15 protein-coding genes are annotated in these 17,124 nt (G+C 38.2%); 11 read left to right on the plus strand and 4 right to left on the minus strand.

Annotation, left to right across the window (positions count from 1 at the left end; translation table 11 throughout):
- Positions 1–23: 23 nt before the first annotated feature.
- Together O7C57_RS02610 and O7C57_RS02615 are read right to left on the minus strand one after the other, a co-directional pair.
- Positions 24–929 carry a LysR family transcriptional regulator gene (locus O7C57_RS02610; protein WP_154622747.1) on the minus strand — a complete coding sequence of 302 codons (906 nt, stop codon included), beginning with the start codon at positions 927–929 and terminating at the stop codon, positions 24–26.
- 97 nt (positions 930–1,026) lie between these two features.
- Positions 1,027–2,007 carry a nitrilase family protein gene (locus tag O7C57_RS02615; RefSeq protein ID WP_154622748.1) on the minus strand — a complete coding sequence of 327 codons (981 nt, stop codon included), beginning with the start codon at positions 2,005–2,007 and terminating at the stop codon, positions 1,027–1,029.
- A gap of 1,318 nt (positions 2,008–3,325) precedes the next feature.
- Between O7C57_RS02615 and O7C57_RS02620 the strand changes: the two genes are divergently transcribed.
- The 6 genes from O7C57_RS02620 to O7C57_RS02645 all read left to right on the plus strand — a co-directional run bounded on the left by O7C57_RS02620 (position 3,326) and on the right by O7C57_RS02645 (position 9,224).
- Positions 3,326–3,565 carry a helix-turn-helix domain-containing protein gene (locus O7C57_RS02620; protein WP_269723978.1) on the plus strand — a complete coding sequence of 80 codons (240 nt, stop codon included), beginning with the start codon at positions 3,326–3,328 and terminating at the stop codon, positions 3,563–3,565.
- A 116-nt stretch (positions 3,566–3,681) separates the two neighbouring features.
- Positions 3,682–4,242 (plus strand): fimbrial protein, encoded by a 561-nt coding sequence (locus O7C57_RS02625; protein WP_163863100.1) that lies wholly within the window; start codon positions 3,682–3,684, stop codon positions 4,240–4,242.
- Between the two features lie 204 nt (positions 4,243–4,446).
- Complete coding sequence (locus O7C57_RS02630) at positions 4,447–6,942, plus strand: fimbria/pilus outer membrane usher protein (RefSeq protein ID WP_208852753.1); 2,496 nt, start codon at positions 4,447–4,449, stop codon at positions 6,940–6,942.
- Between the two features lie 11 nt (positions 6,943–6,953).
- The gene (locus O7C57_RS02635; RefSeq protein WP_154622064.1) at positions 6,954–7,682 is read left to right on the plus strand and encodes a fimbrial biogenesis chaperone; all 729 of its coding nucleotides are present in this window, start codon (positions 6,954–6,956) and stop codon (positions 7,680–7,682) included.
- Positions 7,683–7,691: 9 nt separating this feature from the next.
- On the plus strand, positions 7,692–8,243 hold the full coding sequence (locus tag O7C57_RS02640; RefSeq protein ID WP_154622065.1) for a fimbrial protein: 552 nt from the start codon (positions 7,692–7,694) through the stop codon (positions 8,241–8,243).
- 15 nt (positions 8,244–8,258) lie between these two features.
- Entirely contained in the window at positions 8,259–9,224 is a 966-nt protein-coding gene (locus O7C57_RS02645) for a fimbrial protein (RefSeq protein WP_154622066.1), read from the plus strand.
- 152 nt (positions 9,225–9,376) lie between these two features.
- Here the strand turns inward: O7C57_RS02645 and O7C57_RS02650 are convergent, their stop codons facing one another.
- Positions 9,377–11,023 carry a fumarate hydratase gene (locus O7C57_RS02650; protein ID WP_196713660.1) on the minus strand — a complete coding sequence of 549 codons (1,647 nt, stop codon included), beginning with the start codon at positions 11,021–11,023 and terminating at the stop codon, positions 9,377–9,379.
- 791 nt (positions 11,024–11,814) lie between these two features.
- Here O7C57_RS02650 and potA point away from each other — a divergent pair.
- From potA to potD, 4 genes are all read left to right on the plus strand, one after another.
- Positions 11,815–12,924: a spermidine/putrescine ABC transporter ATP-binding protein PotA gene (gene potA, locus O7C57_RS02655; RefSeq protein ID WP_154622068.1), complete on the plus strand. Its 1,110-nt coding sequence runs from the start codon at positions 11,815–11,817 to the stop codon at positions 12,922–12,924.
- Positions 12,911–13,774, plus strand: coding sequence for a spermidine/putrescine ABC transporter permease PotB (gene potB, locus O7C57_RS02660; RefSeq protein ID WP_154622069.1), 864 nt, complete (start codon positions 12,911–12,913; stop codon positions 13,772–13,774). Before potA ends, potB begins: the two co-directional genes overlap by 14 nt.
- Complete coding sequence (potC, locus tag O7C57_RS02665) at positions 13,771–14,553, plus strand: spermidine/putrescine ABC transporter permease PotC (protein WP_154622070.1); 783 nt, start codon at positions 13,771–13,773, stop codon at positions 14,551–14,553. Before potB ends, potC begins: the two co-directional genes overlap by 4 nt.
- A gap of 209 nt (positions 14,554–14,762) precedes the next feature.
- Positions 14,763–15,812 carry a spermidine/putrescine ABC transporter substrate-binding protein PotD gene (gene potD / locus O7C57_RS02670; RefSeq protein WP_154622071.1) on the plus strand — a complete coding sequence of 350 codons (1,050 nt, stop codon included), beginning with the start codon at positions 14,763–14,765 and terminating at the stop codon, positions 15,810–15,812.
- A gap of 54 nt (positions 15,813–15,866) precedes the next feature.
- On the opposite strand, the gene O7C57_RS02675 is transcribed toward potD, so the two are convergent.
- Complete coding sequence (locus tag O7C57_RS02675) at positions 15,867–16,424, minus strand: NADPH-dependent FMN reductase (RefSeq protein WP_154622072.1); 558 nt, start codon at positions 16,422–16,424, stop codon at positions 15,867–15,869.
- A gap of 339 nt (positions 16,425–16,763) precedes the next feature.
- Here O7C57_RS02675 and O7C57_RS02680 point away from each other — a divergent pair, with 339 nt between their 5' ends.
- Positions 16,764–17,099: a tRNA-binding protein gene (locus O7C57_RS02680; RefSeq protein ID WP_154622073.1), complete on the plus strand. Its 336-nt coding sequence runs from the start codon at positions 16,764–16,766 to the stop codon at positions 17,097–17,099.
- Positions 17,100–17,124 lie beyond the last annotated feature (25 nt).

The raw sequence follows: 17,124 nt of genomic DNA on the forward strand, positions 1-17,124 counted from the left end.
ATTATATATAGGATTAAAGAGCGTTATTTGGGATTGGCATGGCGATTAAAATGATGCAGTGTTTCTTTTAGCAATGCCCTGATTATATCTTGCCAAGAGGCAGGTAAGGATGATGACCAGACGACATCGATATCCCAAGTGGCTGACGCAATGTTCTCAATGGGGATGAAAGTCACATCGTGACGACTAATATGTCTAGCGCTATAGGGAACTAAGCTGACGCCAGCACCCGCGCCAACGAGAGCAATGATTGTTTGAATATCACTCGCTTCTTGGGCTGGAATCAATGATATTTTTTGTTGTTCTAAAAACTGTTCAATTTGCTGAGAAAGCCCGCTGCCTCGTTCCTTCCTAAGTGATAAATAAGGATGGGTCATTAAGAGTTGTTTAATCGATTGATGAGTTAATTGGGATGTGGAAATGGCCAGTGACAGTGTTTCTTTTTTTAACGGATAAACCGCAAAATGTGTAGAGAATGGGGTTTCAGGACGACGCAAAAAAGCAACTTGTAATTGATGGTTGGCTAATTTTTGCGACATGATATTTGACGGCATATCATCAAAGTAAATGGTGGTTTTTGGTAAATGTTCCCGTAAGCGAGCCACGAAAAATGAAGCCTCTTGGAAGACGGAAATACCAAACCCAACATAGATAGATTTAGGAAATTGAGAACTTAATTCAGAAGCTCGATTTAAAAGTTGATTCGTTTGAGACAACACTTGCTGAGCGAAAGGAAGCAGTTTGTGACCATTTTCCGTTAATTGTGCACCGTGACGACCACGTTCGAATAACGTTATAGCAAGTTGCCGTTCTAATTGTTTAATCTGTTTGGTCAATGCTGGCTGAGTGACATACAGTTGTGATGCTGCCGTATGGTAGTTCGCTGTTTCGGCTAAAACAACAAAAGCACGTAATAATCGAGTATCCATTACGCCTCATCGGTAAATTTATCAGTTATGTTGGCTTGTAGAGACAATATATTATGTCTCTACAAGTATATTATTCATTAAAAAAGATGCGCCACTGTTATTTTGAAATTGCGACTGGCTTATCAGCAAATCTTACGCTGCGTGCATCTCGTTCATAACCCATGGTTTTAGTAAGAATGCCATACAGTTCAGGGCGTCGACCTGACATCCAGCGGCGGCCTGTCGACATAGGAAGTAAACTTAAATCCAGTTCGGCGATAACCATATCATTTTCAATTGCATCACTTTCTTTAATAATACGTCCATAAGGGTCTATGATCATGGCATTACCAGTGCGTATCTCATCATCATCTAGCCCAACACCGTTACTGAAAACATAAAAGACACCATTATCATGCGCACGAGCTGGTAGCCAACGCATTAACCAGCCGCGTCCATGTTCACCTTGGAAAGCATCTCGTAAGGCTTCTGGGGCTATCTCTCTATTTTCCCATAAAGACAGTGGGATTGGTTTCATACTATATGGACTGCGGGAATTGGTACCTCCCGTTTGATGAGGCGCTAAAATAATATCTGCGCCCAATAATGCAGTCGCACGCGGGTTTTCGACTAAATTATTATCCCAACAAATGAGGATACCTGCTTTTACCCCCCATGGCGTATCAAACACGGTATAGCTATCACCCGAGTGGATGCTAGGGTGCTCAAAAGCATGGAGTTTGCGATGAGCATGATATGTGCCATCGGGCATACAAGCGACCCAAGTATTATAACACTTATCATCTAACCCTTTTTCAATCAGCCCTACGCCAATAATCATATTGAGCTCTTTCGCTCTTTGGCGGATTGGGGTTAATGAAGGGCTATCATGTAGCGTTTCACTGAGTTGATAAACCTCTTCACTAGGCAATTTAGGTACGTGCCAATAACCGGTAATGCACATTTCAGGTAACACGAGTATTTGTACGTTCTGTGATGCGGCTTGATCGATAAAGGCATGGATCTGCTTTAGGTTATCGTTTTTGTCAGAAGCTTTATGTTGAAATTGTACAGTGGCTACTCGAATGGGTGTCGACATAGTGTATCTCCTCTCTTACGGTAAAGAGATAACACCACATAATTGCATAGAGATATAATGAGATATTATCCTTTTTGATAACCAATCGTTATCGATCTAAATCAGATAATCACTTTGCCTCTGATGAGGGCTAGTCAATAAAGGCATAATATTATGTTTCTCCAATACTAGACTGAAATGAACAGATCACGCTAAAAAACAAAAAAGCGTTATTGATAATCCAAATTAATCTTTGATCAATCATTCAAAAATGCTGTTTATGTTAATAACATGTTACCCTTCATATAAACATTAAATAAGCTTATTAAATGTATGCATATTCTCCCGATTAAATTTTGAGTTTTGGGGCATACTCTCTTATGAGATTTGTCCTAGTTTTTGATTTTTATAGGTCTATTTTTGATTGTTTCAAAGTGATTCCTCTGTTTTTAGCCTATTCGCCACTCTCATTTGAAATATTTACTATCATTTGGTTACATTTTGTAAAAAATGTAATTCATTGAATGTAAAGAGTTATTTCTATTCATAAAAAGACTGATTATGAGTGCTAGCCATTGATTAATCTAATTTATGATAAATTTCCATCTTTAAAACTAGTTAGGCCCTATTTAACTGCGTAAAACTAAGGAAAAATTAAGATTAGCGTGATTTATCATATTCTGTACTCTTTAACCGAGTATGGCTTTGGTGCTAAATTCATGCTTGATAAAAGCAGATAAAATAAATAAACCACTGTCAGTGGTAAAATAGTTAGAATATAAAAAAATGAGACTTAAATGAATTTATTTGGCTATATTTTATATTTCCTCTTATATATCAACGATGAAATACCATATTAAATATAGTTGGTGTTATTTTTTATTTATAATGATCCTAGCTTCTATTTATATAGTTATACAACCAATAGTAGTAAAATGAATTAATGATAAATATCAAAACGTTAAGGTTGTTTCTTTATTTTTTTTTTTAAAAGGTCGACCAAAATGTTATAAGAATATTTACTTTAAGTGGCCTGTATTTTTTAATAGACATTCTTGATAGGTTTCGTCTAATTTTATTAATCGTATCGATCGTTATAAACAGTTTTACTTTCAAAGTGTCAAATCTATAATTAAGTCAAATTCATATATTGCATATTTAACTACTTTTTCTTAATGTGAATTACTTAAATAATAATAATTAAAAAATATTGTTTATGACGTTATCTTTTTCACTACGATAATTTTAAATGAGATCGGGTCTTAATAAATGAAAAAATGTAAACCAGATCGTTGGTAAAGAAATCCGCAAAAGAAGAAAGAGTTTAGGCCTTTCTGGCATTGAACTTGCGGATCTTGTTGGCGTGAGTCAGCAACAAATTTCACGTTATGAAAGAGGTGAATGCAATATTACATTGGATAATCTACTTAATTTAGCAAAAGCGCTTGAAACAGATTTAATATGCTTTTTACATGATGATATTTTTTCGATAGAAAGTTGTGTGGAGCTAAAAAAAGAACTAAAAAAAGAACAAAAAAATAGAATTATAAAACATAGAATGGCTAATCATTACTTATAGCCTTTACATTATTATTCAGTTGTCTCTCTAAACTATAACAGAATTAATCTCTACCTAATGATCAATATCGTTAGGGAGTTTGTACGTCAGTCGTCTTTCTTAAATAGGAAAATAATATGAAATTATCTAAAATTGCTTTAGCTACCATTATTGCGGCATCATTCACTACAGGTATTGCAAATGCAGCTGTTGACCAAGGTAGTGGTGTTATTAACTTTAAAGGTAAAGTTATTAATGCTCCATGTACTCTGCCTGGTGACGGTACTGTTAACGTCGACTTAGGTCAAGTTGCAAATAAAGTTTTAGAAACAGGTAACAAATACAGCCAAAATGTTCAATATACTATTGCATTAGAAAACTGTGATTTGGGTGAAGTTAAAGGCGAAAATGGAGAAGCGTCATTCCCAGCGGTAAGCAAAGTTAAAGTGACTTTCTCAGGTACGCCTGACTCAACGAAAACTGAACTGTTAGCAAACACGGGTACTTCTAAAGGTGTTGGTGTTCGTCTGTTGAACGCTAATGGTGCAGTGATGAAACTAGGTGATACTAGTATTGAAATTCCACTGGTTGAAGGTCCAAACAAACTGACTTTCAGCGCACGTGTTGAAGCGAACGGTAGTAAAGTAGAAACAGGTAGTATCATTTCTCAAGCAACTTACGCTTTAAACTACCTATAATTTAACTCGCTATATTTCAAGTTATCTCATTATTGATGTGTATATCGCTACTTGAGTATATCGTTATTTATATTTCTACAGGTAGTTTTCATTACCATCTAAATGAAACTAGAACTATTTGAGTATATGTAAGTAACAGGTCTTTTTTTGCCTGTTACTTACCTTTCTTGGTTTGATTTGTTTACCTATATGACAGGGATTATCATGTCTTTATTGCCTCAATTCAAAGTAAATAAATTATTATTCTCCATTGTTTTAGCACTTTCCGTCTCAAGCGTGGCTAAAGCAGTCGAGTTTAATATGAATATTATTGATGCAAAAGACAGAGATAATATCGATCTCACTCAATTCTCAAATCCAGACTTTATACCTGCGGGAGAATATTTAACAGATATTACCCTTAATGGTCGTAAACTCTCTGGACAATATTTAATTAAATTCACTGAAGTTGATAAAGATACTTCAGCACTCTGTATTACGCCTAAAATGATTCAGCTTTTTTCATTGAAAAAGAAAGTCAGCGATGAAATTTTACAGCATGAAAATAATCAGTGTGTTGAATTACCTAAATCAATGGATATTAATTATCATTTTGATAAAGCTAACCAAAATATTTTATTTTCAATACCACAAGCATGGCTGGAATATGATGACCCTTATTGGGTTCCACCATCACAATGGGAAAATGGAATTACTGGTGCATTTATTGATTACAATCTTTTTGCCAATTATTCAGCACCTAAAAATAATAGTGAAACCTTTAGCGCTAGCAGTAACGGAACCGCGGGGGTGAATTTGGGGGCATGGCGTTTTCGTGCAGATTATCAATACCAATATAACCGTTCACAAGGTAAAACCAATGAACGGTTCGATTGGACACAGATTTATGCCTTTAGAGCTTTCCCCGAATTAGGCGCTAAAATTTTATTGGGTGAGTCATACCTAAAAACGGATATATTCGATAGTTTCCGTTTTATTGGTGTATCACTCTTTAGTGATACTCGTATGCTACCGCCTTCGATGCGTGGTTATGCTCCACAAATTACAGGGATCGCTCAAACGAACGCGACCGTCATTATTTCTCAAAATGGGCGGGTGATTAAGCAAACCCGTGTTGCACCAGGACCTTTTAATATTCAGGATATCACTGAGGCGGTGCAAGGTACCTTAGATGTTACGGTGGAAGAGGAAAATGGAACTAAAACCCAATACCAAGTAACAGCCGCATCATTACCATTTTTGACGCGACAAGGTCAGTTTTTATATAAATTCTCTGCTGGGGAGTCGAGCCCATTTGGACATTCACAGCGTGTTGAGCCTCGATTTATCTCTGGAGAAATGTCTTACGGCGTTTTAAGTAATACCTCATTATTTGGTGGTTTGATCGCAACAATCAGCAATAACGATTACCAAGCGTTTAACTTAGGTATTGGTCAAAATATGAATCAATTTGGTGCGATTTCTTTTGATATTACTCGCACATACGCAAGATTAGATCATTTTGGCACCTATTCAGGAAACAGTTACCGCTTAAATTACTCGAAACGTTTTGAATCAACGAATTCGCAAGTCACCTTTGCGGGTTATAAATTCTCGGAAAAAGAATTTTTGACCATGCCGCAATATATTGATGCAGCGAACGGCATACTTGATTTTAGGCGGGATAAAAACGTATATACCGCATCGTTTAACCAATACATTAGTCCGTTGGATGTCACGCTATATTTTAATGCGTCTCACCATCAATTTTGGAATAGCGAATCGACCACATCCTTTGGGATGAGTGTGAGCAAATTATTTAATATTGGTGATATAAGAAATATTTCTGCCACATTCTCACTGAATAAAATCAAATATCAGGAAACAGATGATAACCAAGCTTATTTATCGTTTTCAATTCCATTAGAAAGTGGTGCTTCTGTTAGCTATGACATGCAATATGCGAATGGAGGCAAAAGCTTAAATCAATCAGTCGCGTATTACAGTGAGAATATAAATAACAATTACTGGAGCTTACGTGCTGGCGGTGATAAGCGTGAACTTGGTCGCATGGAGCCGAGTATTAGTGGTACTTATCAATATTCTTCACCTTATGGTGTGCTGAATATGAATGGTACAGATAATGTCAATTCATACCGTGCATTGGGTGGAAGCTGGTATGGTTCGATGACAGCGACTAAATATGGCGCTGCATTGCACCGTAATGGCACAAATAATGAACCACGAGTCATGATTGATAGCGGTAATGTTGCGGGTATTTCTATCGATAACGGTCAATCAGTTACCAACCGATTTGGTATCGGTGTTGCCACAAATTTAAATAGTTTCTCTAACTCTGATGTGTATATCGATATGAACACGTTACCTGATGATGTTGATGTGAATGACAACATTATTGGTAAAACCTTAACTGAAGGTGCAATTGGTTATCAAACTATTAGCGCTAATCAAGGTAAACGTATTTTGGCGGTTGTTCGTTTAGAAAATGGGAAATTCCCGCCATTAGGAACCAGCGTGATTGAAATAAACACAGGTAGAGAAGTTGGCATTATCGGAGATAACGGCATCGTATATTTAACGGGTATTAATCCAGAAGAGCAATATAGCGTCAAATGGTCAGGCGGAAATGCGCAGTGCCAATTGAATTTCACGAGTTTCTCTGAAAAAGAACAAAGTAAAGTTTTGATTCCCTGCCTTTAAAGGAAAGTGTTATGAATAAATTGTATAAAGCCTCTGTTTGCTTTTCGCTCATATTTATAGGATTACAAACAGCGTCTGCGGCAATCAATATCGACCGTACAAGGATCATTTTCCCCGGTCAGGACAAATCTGTCAGCTTAGTTATTAATAACCAAAGCAAAACGATGCCTTATCTTGCACAGTCATGGATAGAAGATGATAAGGGGAATAAAGTCTCAGCACCTTTTACTGTGCTTCCGCCTATGCAGCGCGTTGAACCGAACGCTAAAAATCAGATAAAAGTCATTAAAACTGAGGGACTGGATAAATTACCCCAAGATAGAGAATCATTATTTTATTTGAATGTCCGTGAAATTCCACCAGTTGCGGATAAAGAAAACGTGGTGCAAATTGCGATTCAGAGCCGTTTGAAAATGTTTTATCGGCCATCACAGATTGAAAACAATAGCGATAAAGTGTGGGCGAAAGAGTTGAAGTATACCCATACAGGTAATCAATTGCTGATAGAAAATCCGACAAAATACTATGTGACTCTAGGTTATTTAAGTAGCCATTCCACGAGTAATTTTCCTGGTTTTGAAAGTGTCATGATAGCCCCGATGTCAAAGGAAACGGTAACCGTACCAGCGACGCCATTTAGTCAACTGTATACAGGGTATATGGATGATTACGGTGGTATGAAAATGCTGACTTACCAATGTGCTGCATCTATTTGTCAATTATCTAAAGAAAGTAAATAGGATCCGGCCATGAGAAATTGCTACGTATCAATATGTTTTTTTATTTCTTTGCTGCTAACAGGGAATGTTTATGCAGATAGCAGCATGATGAAAGGCGACCTGAATTTTACTGGGCGTGTTGTTTCATTGCCTTGCAAGATCAGCTTTTCATCGTTAGATCAAAATATTGATTTGGGACCAATTTCTCTTAATTTCTTTCATGAAATAGGGGATAGGAGTCCTCAGCAAGAAATTAAATTAAAATTTGATGATTGCATTTTCCCTTCGTTTAATCGCGATGATAGAGAACCCGTTGTTCGGATTATGTTTATTTCCGAACCCACAGAAAGTACGGATCGTAATTTATTTGGCGGTAAAACGATATTGAAAGGTTATGGGATTAGATTAATTGATAAAAATGGCAATACAGTGCCAAACGGAGAATATCGTAATTACTCGGTTTACTTTGATGATAACCAGCAAATTACTCTTTATTCAATGTTAGAAAGCTATCTTCCTCGAAAAGACTTAACTGTAGGTAATATCAAAACACAAATTACATTGAGCATTGCCTATCTCTAATAAGGTGTATAACTCATGATACACAGATTGATTAAATACAGCAGACTCCCTGTTTTTCTGCTATTGGCATTTTTTAGTACGAGAGTATTCGCTTTAGATTGTGTGGAATACGGAACCGGAGAAGTGATTAAACCGGCAGTACCTGTCGGTCAATTAGCGATCCCCTCGGATACACCAGCAAATACCGTGATCTGGCAATCAAACCCGATGACGGTTACCGTTTATTGTGACAATGTTATAGGCGATGCCGTTGACGTTGTTCATATGTATTTCAACCCAACCTCTCAAAAATTGGGAACAGGGTTGTTATTGGGCGCGAATTATAAAGGTATTCAGCTCGAAAGAAATCAACAGAGCGTAAGCTTAGGTACTAAACCTATCCGTAAAGGGCAGAGTGTCACTGTCACTGTGACATTTTCTCTGTATATTAAGGTAACTGGTGTGGTTCCCCCTTCAGGTAATTATACGGGCGATAACCAATTTACGGTTTTCCAATTTGATGGAAGTGGAGGCATTAACTTTACACCAGGAGCGAAAAACTTAAGGTATGCGATTTCAGGATTAAAAGGTATCCGTTTTTTGAAATGCGGGGCGGAGATTAAAGTTTATCCAGAATCTCAACAAATTGATTTTGGCCAATTGATGATAACCGACCTTAACCAAGGAAAAGAGTTTAAAAAGGAATTTCAACTACAAGCGGCAAAACGAGGGTGTTTAGATAATTTCTCAATGAATGTGAGCTTTGAAACAACGGATAATCTCAATGGTGATTATGCGATTGATTTAAAAAATGGTACTAACCTCACCATATTTGACGATCAAGGTGGTCGCGTAAAATTTAACTATTTCCAGTTTTTCGGTTCTCTACCTACAGGGAGCACCTCAATCACTCGTACTTATAACGCATCGGTCAAGAAAGTAAGTGCGGTGAAAACCGGACCATTTAATGCTTCAACGATCGTTAGGATAAACTATTACTAATCATGATTTTTAAGGAGAGTATTTGTCAGGGAATGACATTTTTTTAAACCGCTCAACATGCTGACGGTGACAGTAAATCGGCTATTGTTGTTAATGATATGGCCTTAAATAAAAAACGGCGACGATTGAATTTAGTCGCCGTTATTTTTTATTTATTTAACACAACGTTGGCAAGTTTGATTTTGTACTTGTTCGAAAAAATTATTGCCTTTATCGTCAACTAAAATAAAGGCAGGTAGTCCTTCAACCTCCATTTTCCAAACTGCCTCCATACCAAGCTCTGGATATTCAAGGCAACTTAAACTTTTGACGTATTCTTGCGCTAAGATGGCTGCTGAGCCACCAATACTGCCTAAATAAAAGCCACCGTGTTTTTTACATGCGTCAGTGACCGCTTGGGTTCGATTACCTTTTGCCAGCATGAGCATGCTGCCGCCATGAGATTGGAATAGATCAACATACGGATCCATACGGTTACCTGTCGTTGGGCCTAATGAGCCAGAAACTTTATCTTCGGGCTTTTTGGCTGGACCTGCGTAATAAACCATATGATCTTTAAAATATTGTGGTAGCTCTTCTCCATTATCTAGGCGTTCTTTAAGCTTCATATGTGCGATATCGCGCGCAATAATCAATGGACCGCTAAGGGAAACGCGAGTGGATACAGGATGTTTGCTTAATTCTGTCAATATCGCTTGCATTGGCTGGTTCAGGTCTATATGAACGACTTTAGCTTCATGATGTTGGCGTAAAGATTCGGGGATATATTGCGCAGGATTGTGTTCCATTTTTTCAATCCATAAGCCTTGTTTGTTGATTTTTGCTTTAATATTACGGTCAGAGGAACAGGAAATGGCTAAACCAATTGGGCAAGATCCTCCATGACGAGGTAAACGCACCACTCTGACATCATGCGCAAAATATTTACCACCAAATTGAGCACCAAAACCAAAATGGCGAGTTGCTTCAAGTAAGGTATTTTCGAGTTCGATATCTCTAAATGCTTGACCATATTGATTACCCGAGGTGGGTAAATTGTCATAATATTTTGTTGAAGCCAGTTTTGCGGCTTTTAATGTCGCTTCAGCAGAGGTTCCTCCAATCACAAAAGCGATATGGTATGGAGGGCATGCGGTGGTTCCTAATGCTTTCATTTTTTCGATCAGGAAAGCTTTTAGTTTATTCGGTTCTAAAATAGTCTTGGTTTCTTGGAATAGAGCCGATTTATTGGCAGAACCGGCGCCTTTATTCACAAACAAGAAGTGATATTCCTCTCCTTCAGTGGCAAAAATATCAATTTGAGCAGGCAAATTAGTGCCGGTATTGACCTCAGTATACATATCTAGCGCGGCATTTTGAGAAAAGCGAAGGTTCTCTTGTTTGAAGACATTATAAACACCACGAGATAAAGCTTCTGCATCATTACAATCAGTCCAAACTTGTTGGCCTTTTTTAGCAACAATGGTTGTGGTACCGGTATCTTGGCAGTTCGGTAAAATTCCTTTAGCGGAGATTTCGGCATTACGTAAAAGTTGTAACGCGACATACCTATCATTTTCACTTGACTCTGGATCAGATAATATCGCCGCTACTTGCCTTTGGTGCGCTGCTCTTAAGAAAAATTGAGAATCATAGACGGCGTGTTGAGCCAAAATGGTTAGCGCTTCCGGTTCAATTTTTAAGATCTCTTTACCTGCGAATGTCTCTACAGAAACGTATTTATCACTTAACTGATAATATTCAGTATTGTCTACAGATAAAGGATAAGGCGGTTGATAAAAAAATTCATTATTAGACATGTTATTTACTCACATATTTATCCAATGGAATCGTGTAATAGCCCCAATAAGGAGCTTCTGTTTATTCATAATTGAATGCTGTTTCTGCTAGCCTAAAAATGTAAGAGGAATGTGCTGCGGCTAAAAGAGATGCGATTATGAATAGCGGATGCCTATCTATTTATTTTTAATAAGATGATTGTATTCAGTTAGATGTGGTCAATAACATGACATTGATTAATATTATCGATATTACATTTCATTTAAGTGAAAAATTTGCGAGAGGTCACAGAATAAATAAAGCAGGATTTATTTTGAGCCTATGTTATTAGTGTTACTGACTATCTATTTTTGAAATTCAATTGCAAAAAATGTATTGATAATATGGTCGAGCAGAGCGATTTTTAACTTTTATGTATCCCTATTGTCTATTTTTTTCATAGAGTTGTATTAAACTTTAATCAGTATTCATGCTGTTTATGTTATGAATAATGAAAATCTAACTTAAGTTGCCTTTATGATTATCTTACAAAGGGTTGCCGATTCATGTTGCTATGGTTAAGTGGCTTATTTTTTTCGTAAAGACAATAATTTCATTGAGTTTTCATAACGAAAGGCAAACAAAATGCTGAAAATGGCTTTCAATTTGAGCAAACAGTGTTTATCATGCACCACTTAATGAAATTTAAATGGCGCTACTGGTTTTGGGCTTTGCTGGGGAAGATAAGAAGAGTCAATCTCCGATAAGCTTACACAGTCTTTAACGGTAGCGGTTCTATCTGCATTATTCATAGGGATAGAGTGTAGCATAAATGACTGAGACAACCTCTCTGACACCACTCGTCGAATTAAAAGCATTAAATAAAGCTTTTGATGGCAAACAAATTATTTCCGAGCTTGACTTAACCATCCAAAATGGTGAGTTTTTAACCATTTTAGGGCCTTCTGGCTGTGGCAAAACAACCGTTTTACGTTTAATTGCCGGCTTAGAAGATGTTGATGAAGGCAAAATCATCCTTGACGGCCAGGATATTACTGATATTCCAGCAGAACAGCGTTTTGTGAATACGGTATTTCAGAGCTATGCTTTGTTCCCACATATGACTGTTTTTGATAACGTCGCTTTTGGTCTACGCATGCAAAAAACACCCGCAGATGAGATCCAGAAACGTGTTGATCAAGCATTGCGTATGGTGCAATTAGAGGATTTCGCGCAACGTCGTCCAAACCAGCTGTCTGGCGGACAACAACAGCGAGTTGCTATTGCTCGGGCTGTCGTTAATCGCCCAAAAGTCCTCCTGCTGGATGAATCTTTATCTGCCCTAGATTATAAATTGCGTAAGCAAATGCAAAATGAGTTAAAAGCATTGCAACGTAAGCTGGGGATAACGTTTATTTTCGTCACGCATGATCAAGAAGAAGCACTTGCGATGTCTGACCGTATTATCGTGATGCGTGAAGGCAAAATAGAGCAGGATGGCTCACCACGAGAAATATATGAAGAGCCTAAAAATCTCTTTGTTGCTCAATTTATTGGTGAAATCAACATTTTTGATGCGAAAGTGCTATATCGCATTGATGAACAACGTATTCGCGCCAATGTTGAGGGCCATGAATGTGATATCTTTACCGCTCTTCCTGTTAAAGAAGGGCAATCTGTTCATGTCTTATTACGCCCAGAAGATTTGCGCGTAGAAGAGGTGAATGATGCAGAAAATCATCCTGGTTTAATTGGCTATGTTCGTGAGCGCAATTATAAAGGGATGACGCTAGATTCTGTGGTAGAGATGGAAGATGGCAAAATTATCATGGTCAGCGAATTCTTTAATGAGGATGATCCAGACGTAGACCACTCCTTAAACCAAAAAGTTGCTGTAACTTGGGTTGAAAGCTGGGAGGTGGTACTGGATGATCCGGCGTAAACATAAGTTCTTACAAAACGTTATCATTACAGGCGTGGTAGCTTGGTTACTGCTATTTGTCTTTTTACCAAACATCATGATCATTGGTACTAGCTTTTTGACGCGCAGTGATACTAACCTTGTCGATCTGATCTTTACATGGGATAACTATCTCCGTTTATCGGATCCCATGTATGCGGAAGTGATGCTTCATTCACTGAATATGGCATTGGTCGCCACGTTTTTTTGTTTAATTATTGGCTATCCATTCGCTTTTATTCTGGCAAAGTTACCAAAACGTCTGCAACCTTTAATGCTTTTTCTGCTGATCGTACCTTTTTGGACTAATTCTCTAATCCGTATTTATGGATTAAAAGTTTTTTTGAGTACCAAAGGGTATTTAAATGATTTTTTGTTGTGGATAGGCATTATCGATAAACCGATACGCTTGATGTATACACCTGAAGCGGTTGTATTAGGCCTTATCTATATTCTATTGCCCTTCATGGTAATGCCGCTTTATTCCAGTATTGAAAAACTCGACAAATCTTATTTAGAAGCGGCGAGAGACCTTGGTGCGAATAAATTTCAGACCTTCATAAAGATCATTATTCCGCTCACTATGCCCGGTATTATCGCGGGTTGTTTACTGGTGTTATTACCGGCGATGGGGCTGTTTTATGTTGCGGATTTAATGGGAGGAGCAAAAAATCTCTTAATAGGGAACGTTATTAAGAGTCAATTCCTGAATATCCGTGATTGGCCGTTTGGTGCGGCAACCAGCATCTTCTTGACTGTGATGATGGGACTGTTGCTGTATGTGTATTACCGAGCTGCTAAGCTTTTGAATAAAAAGGCGTATGAAGAATGATCGGTCGCACGTTACGAGGTGGCTTTATGGCCATCGTCTACGCTTATCTTTATATTCCAATTATCATTTTGATTGTTAATTCCTTCAATGAATCCCGTTTTGGAATTAATTGGCAGGGCTTTTCAACCAAATGGTATGAACTATTAATAAATAACGATAGCTTATTACAGGCGGCAGGGCATTCGTTGACGATGGCTGTTATTTCGGCGACATTTGCTACGATAATTGGCACATTAACAGCCGTTGCACTGTTTCGTTACCGTTTTAGAGGAAAACCGTTTGTCGGTGGCATGCTGTTTGTCGTCATGATGTCTCCTGATATCGTGATGGCAATTTCTCTGCTGGTATTATTTATGCTCTTAGGGGTTTCTCTCGGTTTTTGGTCGTTGCTATTTTCACATATTACATTCTGCCTACCTTTCGTTGTGGTGACCGTCTATGCCAGATTGAAGGACTTTGATGTGAAAATGTTGGAGGCAGCTAGGGACCTTGGGGCTGGGGAGTTTACAATTTTACGCAAGATTATCCTCCCGTTAGCATTACCCGCTGTTGTTGCTGGGTGGCTATTGAGCTTTACCTTATCTATGGATGATGTGGTCGTTTCATCATTTGTGACGGGGCCAAGCTATGAAATTTTACCGTTAAAGATTTACTCGATGGTGAAAGTCGGTGTTTCTCCTGAGGTTAATGCCTTGGCGACGGTATTGTTGTTAATGTCGCTAATTTTAGTTTGTTTGAGCCAATGGGTGATGCGGGATAAACTCGCAAAGCAGCCATAATCATTATTTATGTTGTATACGCAGCGCTGCTACTGGGGTCAGTAGCTCGCATATTTCGATGCCATTTGGCGATGAGGGTGGGCTCTCTATGAGCCTATAAGATATATATACACAAGATAATTCAAGTTTCGATTGGTGTAATCCGGTGATAAAGGGTGACTTGAAATATGGCGAGTATAAAAAAACACTTTGTTGAGGGATGCTCAGTAATGAAAAAATGGTCCTATCTGCTGGCGGCTGGCTTAGTTGCTGCAAGTATTGGCGCAGCTACAGCTGCTGACGAAAATAAAGACGTACTGTATTTCTATAACTGGACAGAATATGTTCCCCCTGGTTTATTAGAGCAATTTACTAAAGAAACTGGGATCAAGGTGATTTATTCCACCTACGAATCAAATGAAAGCATGTACACCAAACTCAAGACCTATAAAGAAGGTGCTTATGATTTGGTCGTTCCTTCAACTTACTTTATTTCTAAAATGAGTAAAGAAGGCATGTTACAAAAAATTGATAAAAACAAACTCAGTAATTTTAATAATCTTGACCCGAATCTACTGCATAAAGAATTCGACCCACAAAATGATTACTCGATCCCTTATATTTGGGGGGCAACGGGTATTGGTATTAACGGCGATGCGGTTGACCCTAGCTCGGTGACTTCTTGGGCTGATTTTTGGAAACCCGAATATAAAAATAGCCTATTAATGATGGACGATGCGCGCGAGGTATTCCAAGTCGCATTGACGAAATTGGGGTATTCAGGTAACACCACAGACCCTAAACAAATTGAAGAAGCTTATAAAGAGCTGCAAAAATTACGTCCAAATATTTTAGCTTTCAACTCCGATAACCCTGCAACACCATTTATTGAAGGTGAAGTTGATGTTGGGATGCTGTGGAATGGTTCCGCCTTTGTGGCGCGTCAAGCCGGCTTACCAATAGACGTTGTTTGGCCAAAAGAGGGGGGAATTTTCTGGATGGACAGCTTAGCTATCCCTGCAAATGCGAAAAATCCAGAAGGGGCACATAAGTTGATCAACTTCCTCTTGCGCCCTGAAATTGCCGCACAGGTTGCGGAAACGATCGGTTATCCAACACCCAACCTAGAAGCCAAGAAGATGCTACCGCCAGAAATCGCTAATGATCCATCCCTGTATCCAAGTGAAGAGGTGTTGAAAAAAGGTGAATGGCAAAGTGATGTCGGTAATGCAAATATTGTGTATGAAGAGTATTTTCAGAAACTAAAAGCAGGTCGCTAATATATTAGCGATTTTTAATCAGGGCATCGCAACGGCGATGCCCTTTTCGTTTTATTATTTGCTGCTATTCTTAATGACAAATTGCGCATAAGCATCAGCCCACGCTTGAATAAACTCTTTACTCTTAGGGGCAAAATTTCCTTGTTCATCGACCATACCATCAAACCATTTCAAATAGCACTCAGGTTGGTTGAGCGTTGGCATATTCAAAAACGCAAGGCTATTACGCAAGTGCTGTTGAGCAATAGCAGTACTGATATTTCCAATCGATACCCCTAAAATACCCGCTGGTTTCCCATTCCATGAATTATCACCCCATGGGCGTGAGCCTTGGTCAATGGCATTTTTTAAAACACCGGGGATTGAACGGTTATATTCAGGGGTAACAAAAATAATGCCATCACATTGAGTAATTTGTGATTTGAAACCCGTGACAATGGCGGGAACATGTTGATCAGCATCTTGGTTATATAAAGGCAGTTGACTGATATCAATAAATTGAAATGAGAAATGCGCTGGGAATAGCTTGATGAGTGCATTGGCGACCAATTTATTGTATGAGTCTGTACGTAAACTTCCTACAACAACACCAATTTGATATTGATTCGACATAATACATCCTTTTCTTTTGTGATTAGATGTTCTGCTTATATATTCTAGCGCTTTATCGGCATATAAATCCAATTTAAGACATATAAACATTAGAGAGTCATAAAAACTGAGCTTTTAAGATTAGCTAGCCGTATTTGTAACGAATTGAATAACGAATATAAATAAGATTACGGTAAGGATATAGCGGCGATAAATGTCGATTTTCGGTATTCGTTATGCTTGGAGAGGAACGTTTTGCGATGACGGTTGCGCGACAAAGAATGCCTGTTTGGCGATAAAGTTCTACACAAGGTTTGTGATAGCCTAAAACTTATGTATGACTTAACTCAGGGAAAAAATATGCAACATATTGAATGGGACGATTTTACTCGTGTTGAAATGCGGGCTGGTACGATAATTAAAGCGGAAGTGAATAGCAAAGCCAAAAAACCTGCTTATGTTATGGACGTGGATTTAGGTGAATTAGGTATTAAGCGTTCGAGCGCACAAATTACTGTCAATTACACACCAGAAGAATTGGTTGGTAAGCGTGTATTGTGCGTATGTAACTTTGAAGTCAAGCGCATCGCAGGTATTAAATCTGAGGTTCTTATTACAGGTGCTCCTGACGAGACAGGCGCTATCGTTCTGGCTGAGTTCAATTTACCCCTGCCTAATGGTGCGAGACTTGCCTGACAGGCTAGCTGCAATTTAAATAATA

It is taken from the genome of Providencia sp. 21OH12SH02B-Prov (assembly GCF_027362595.1).
In the GTDB taxonomy this organism is placed as follows: Bacteria; Pseudomonadota; Gammaproteobacteria; order Enterobacterales; family Enterobacteriaceae; genus Providencia; species Providencia zhejiangensis.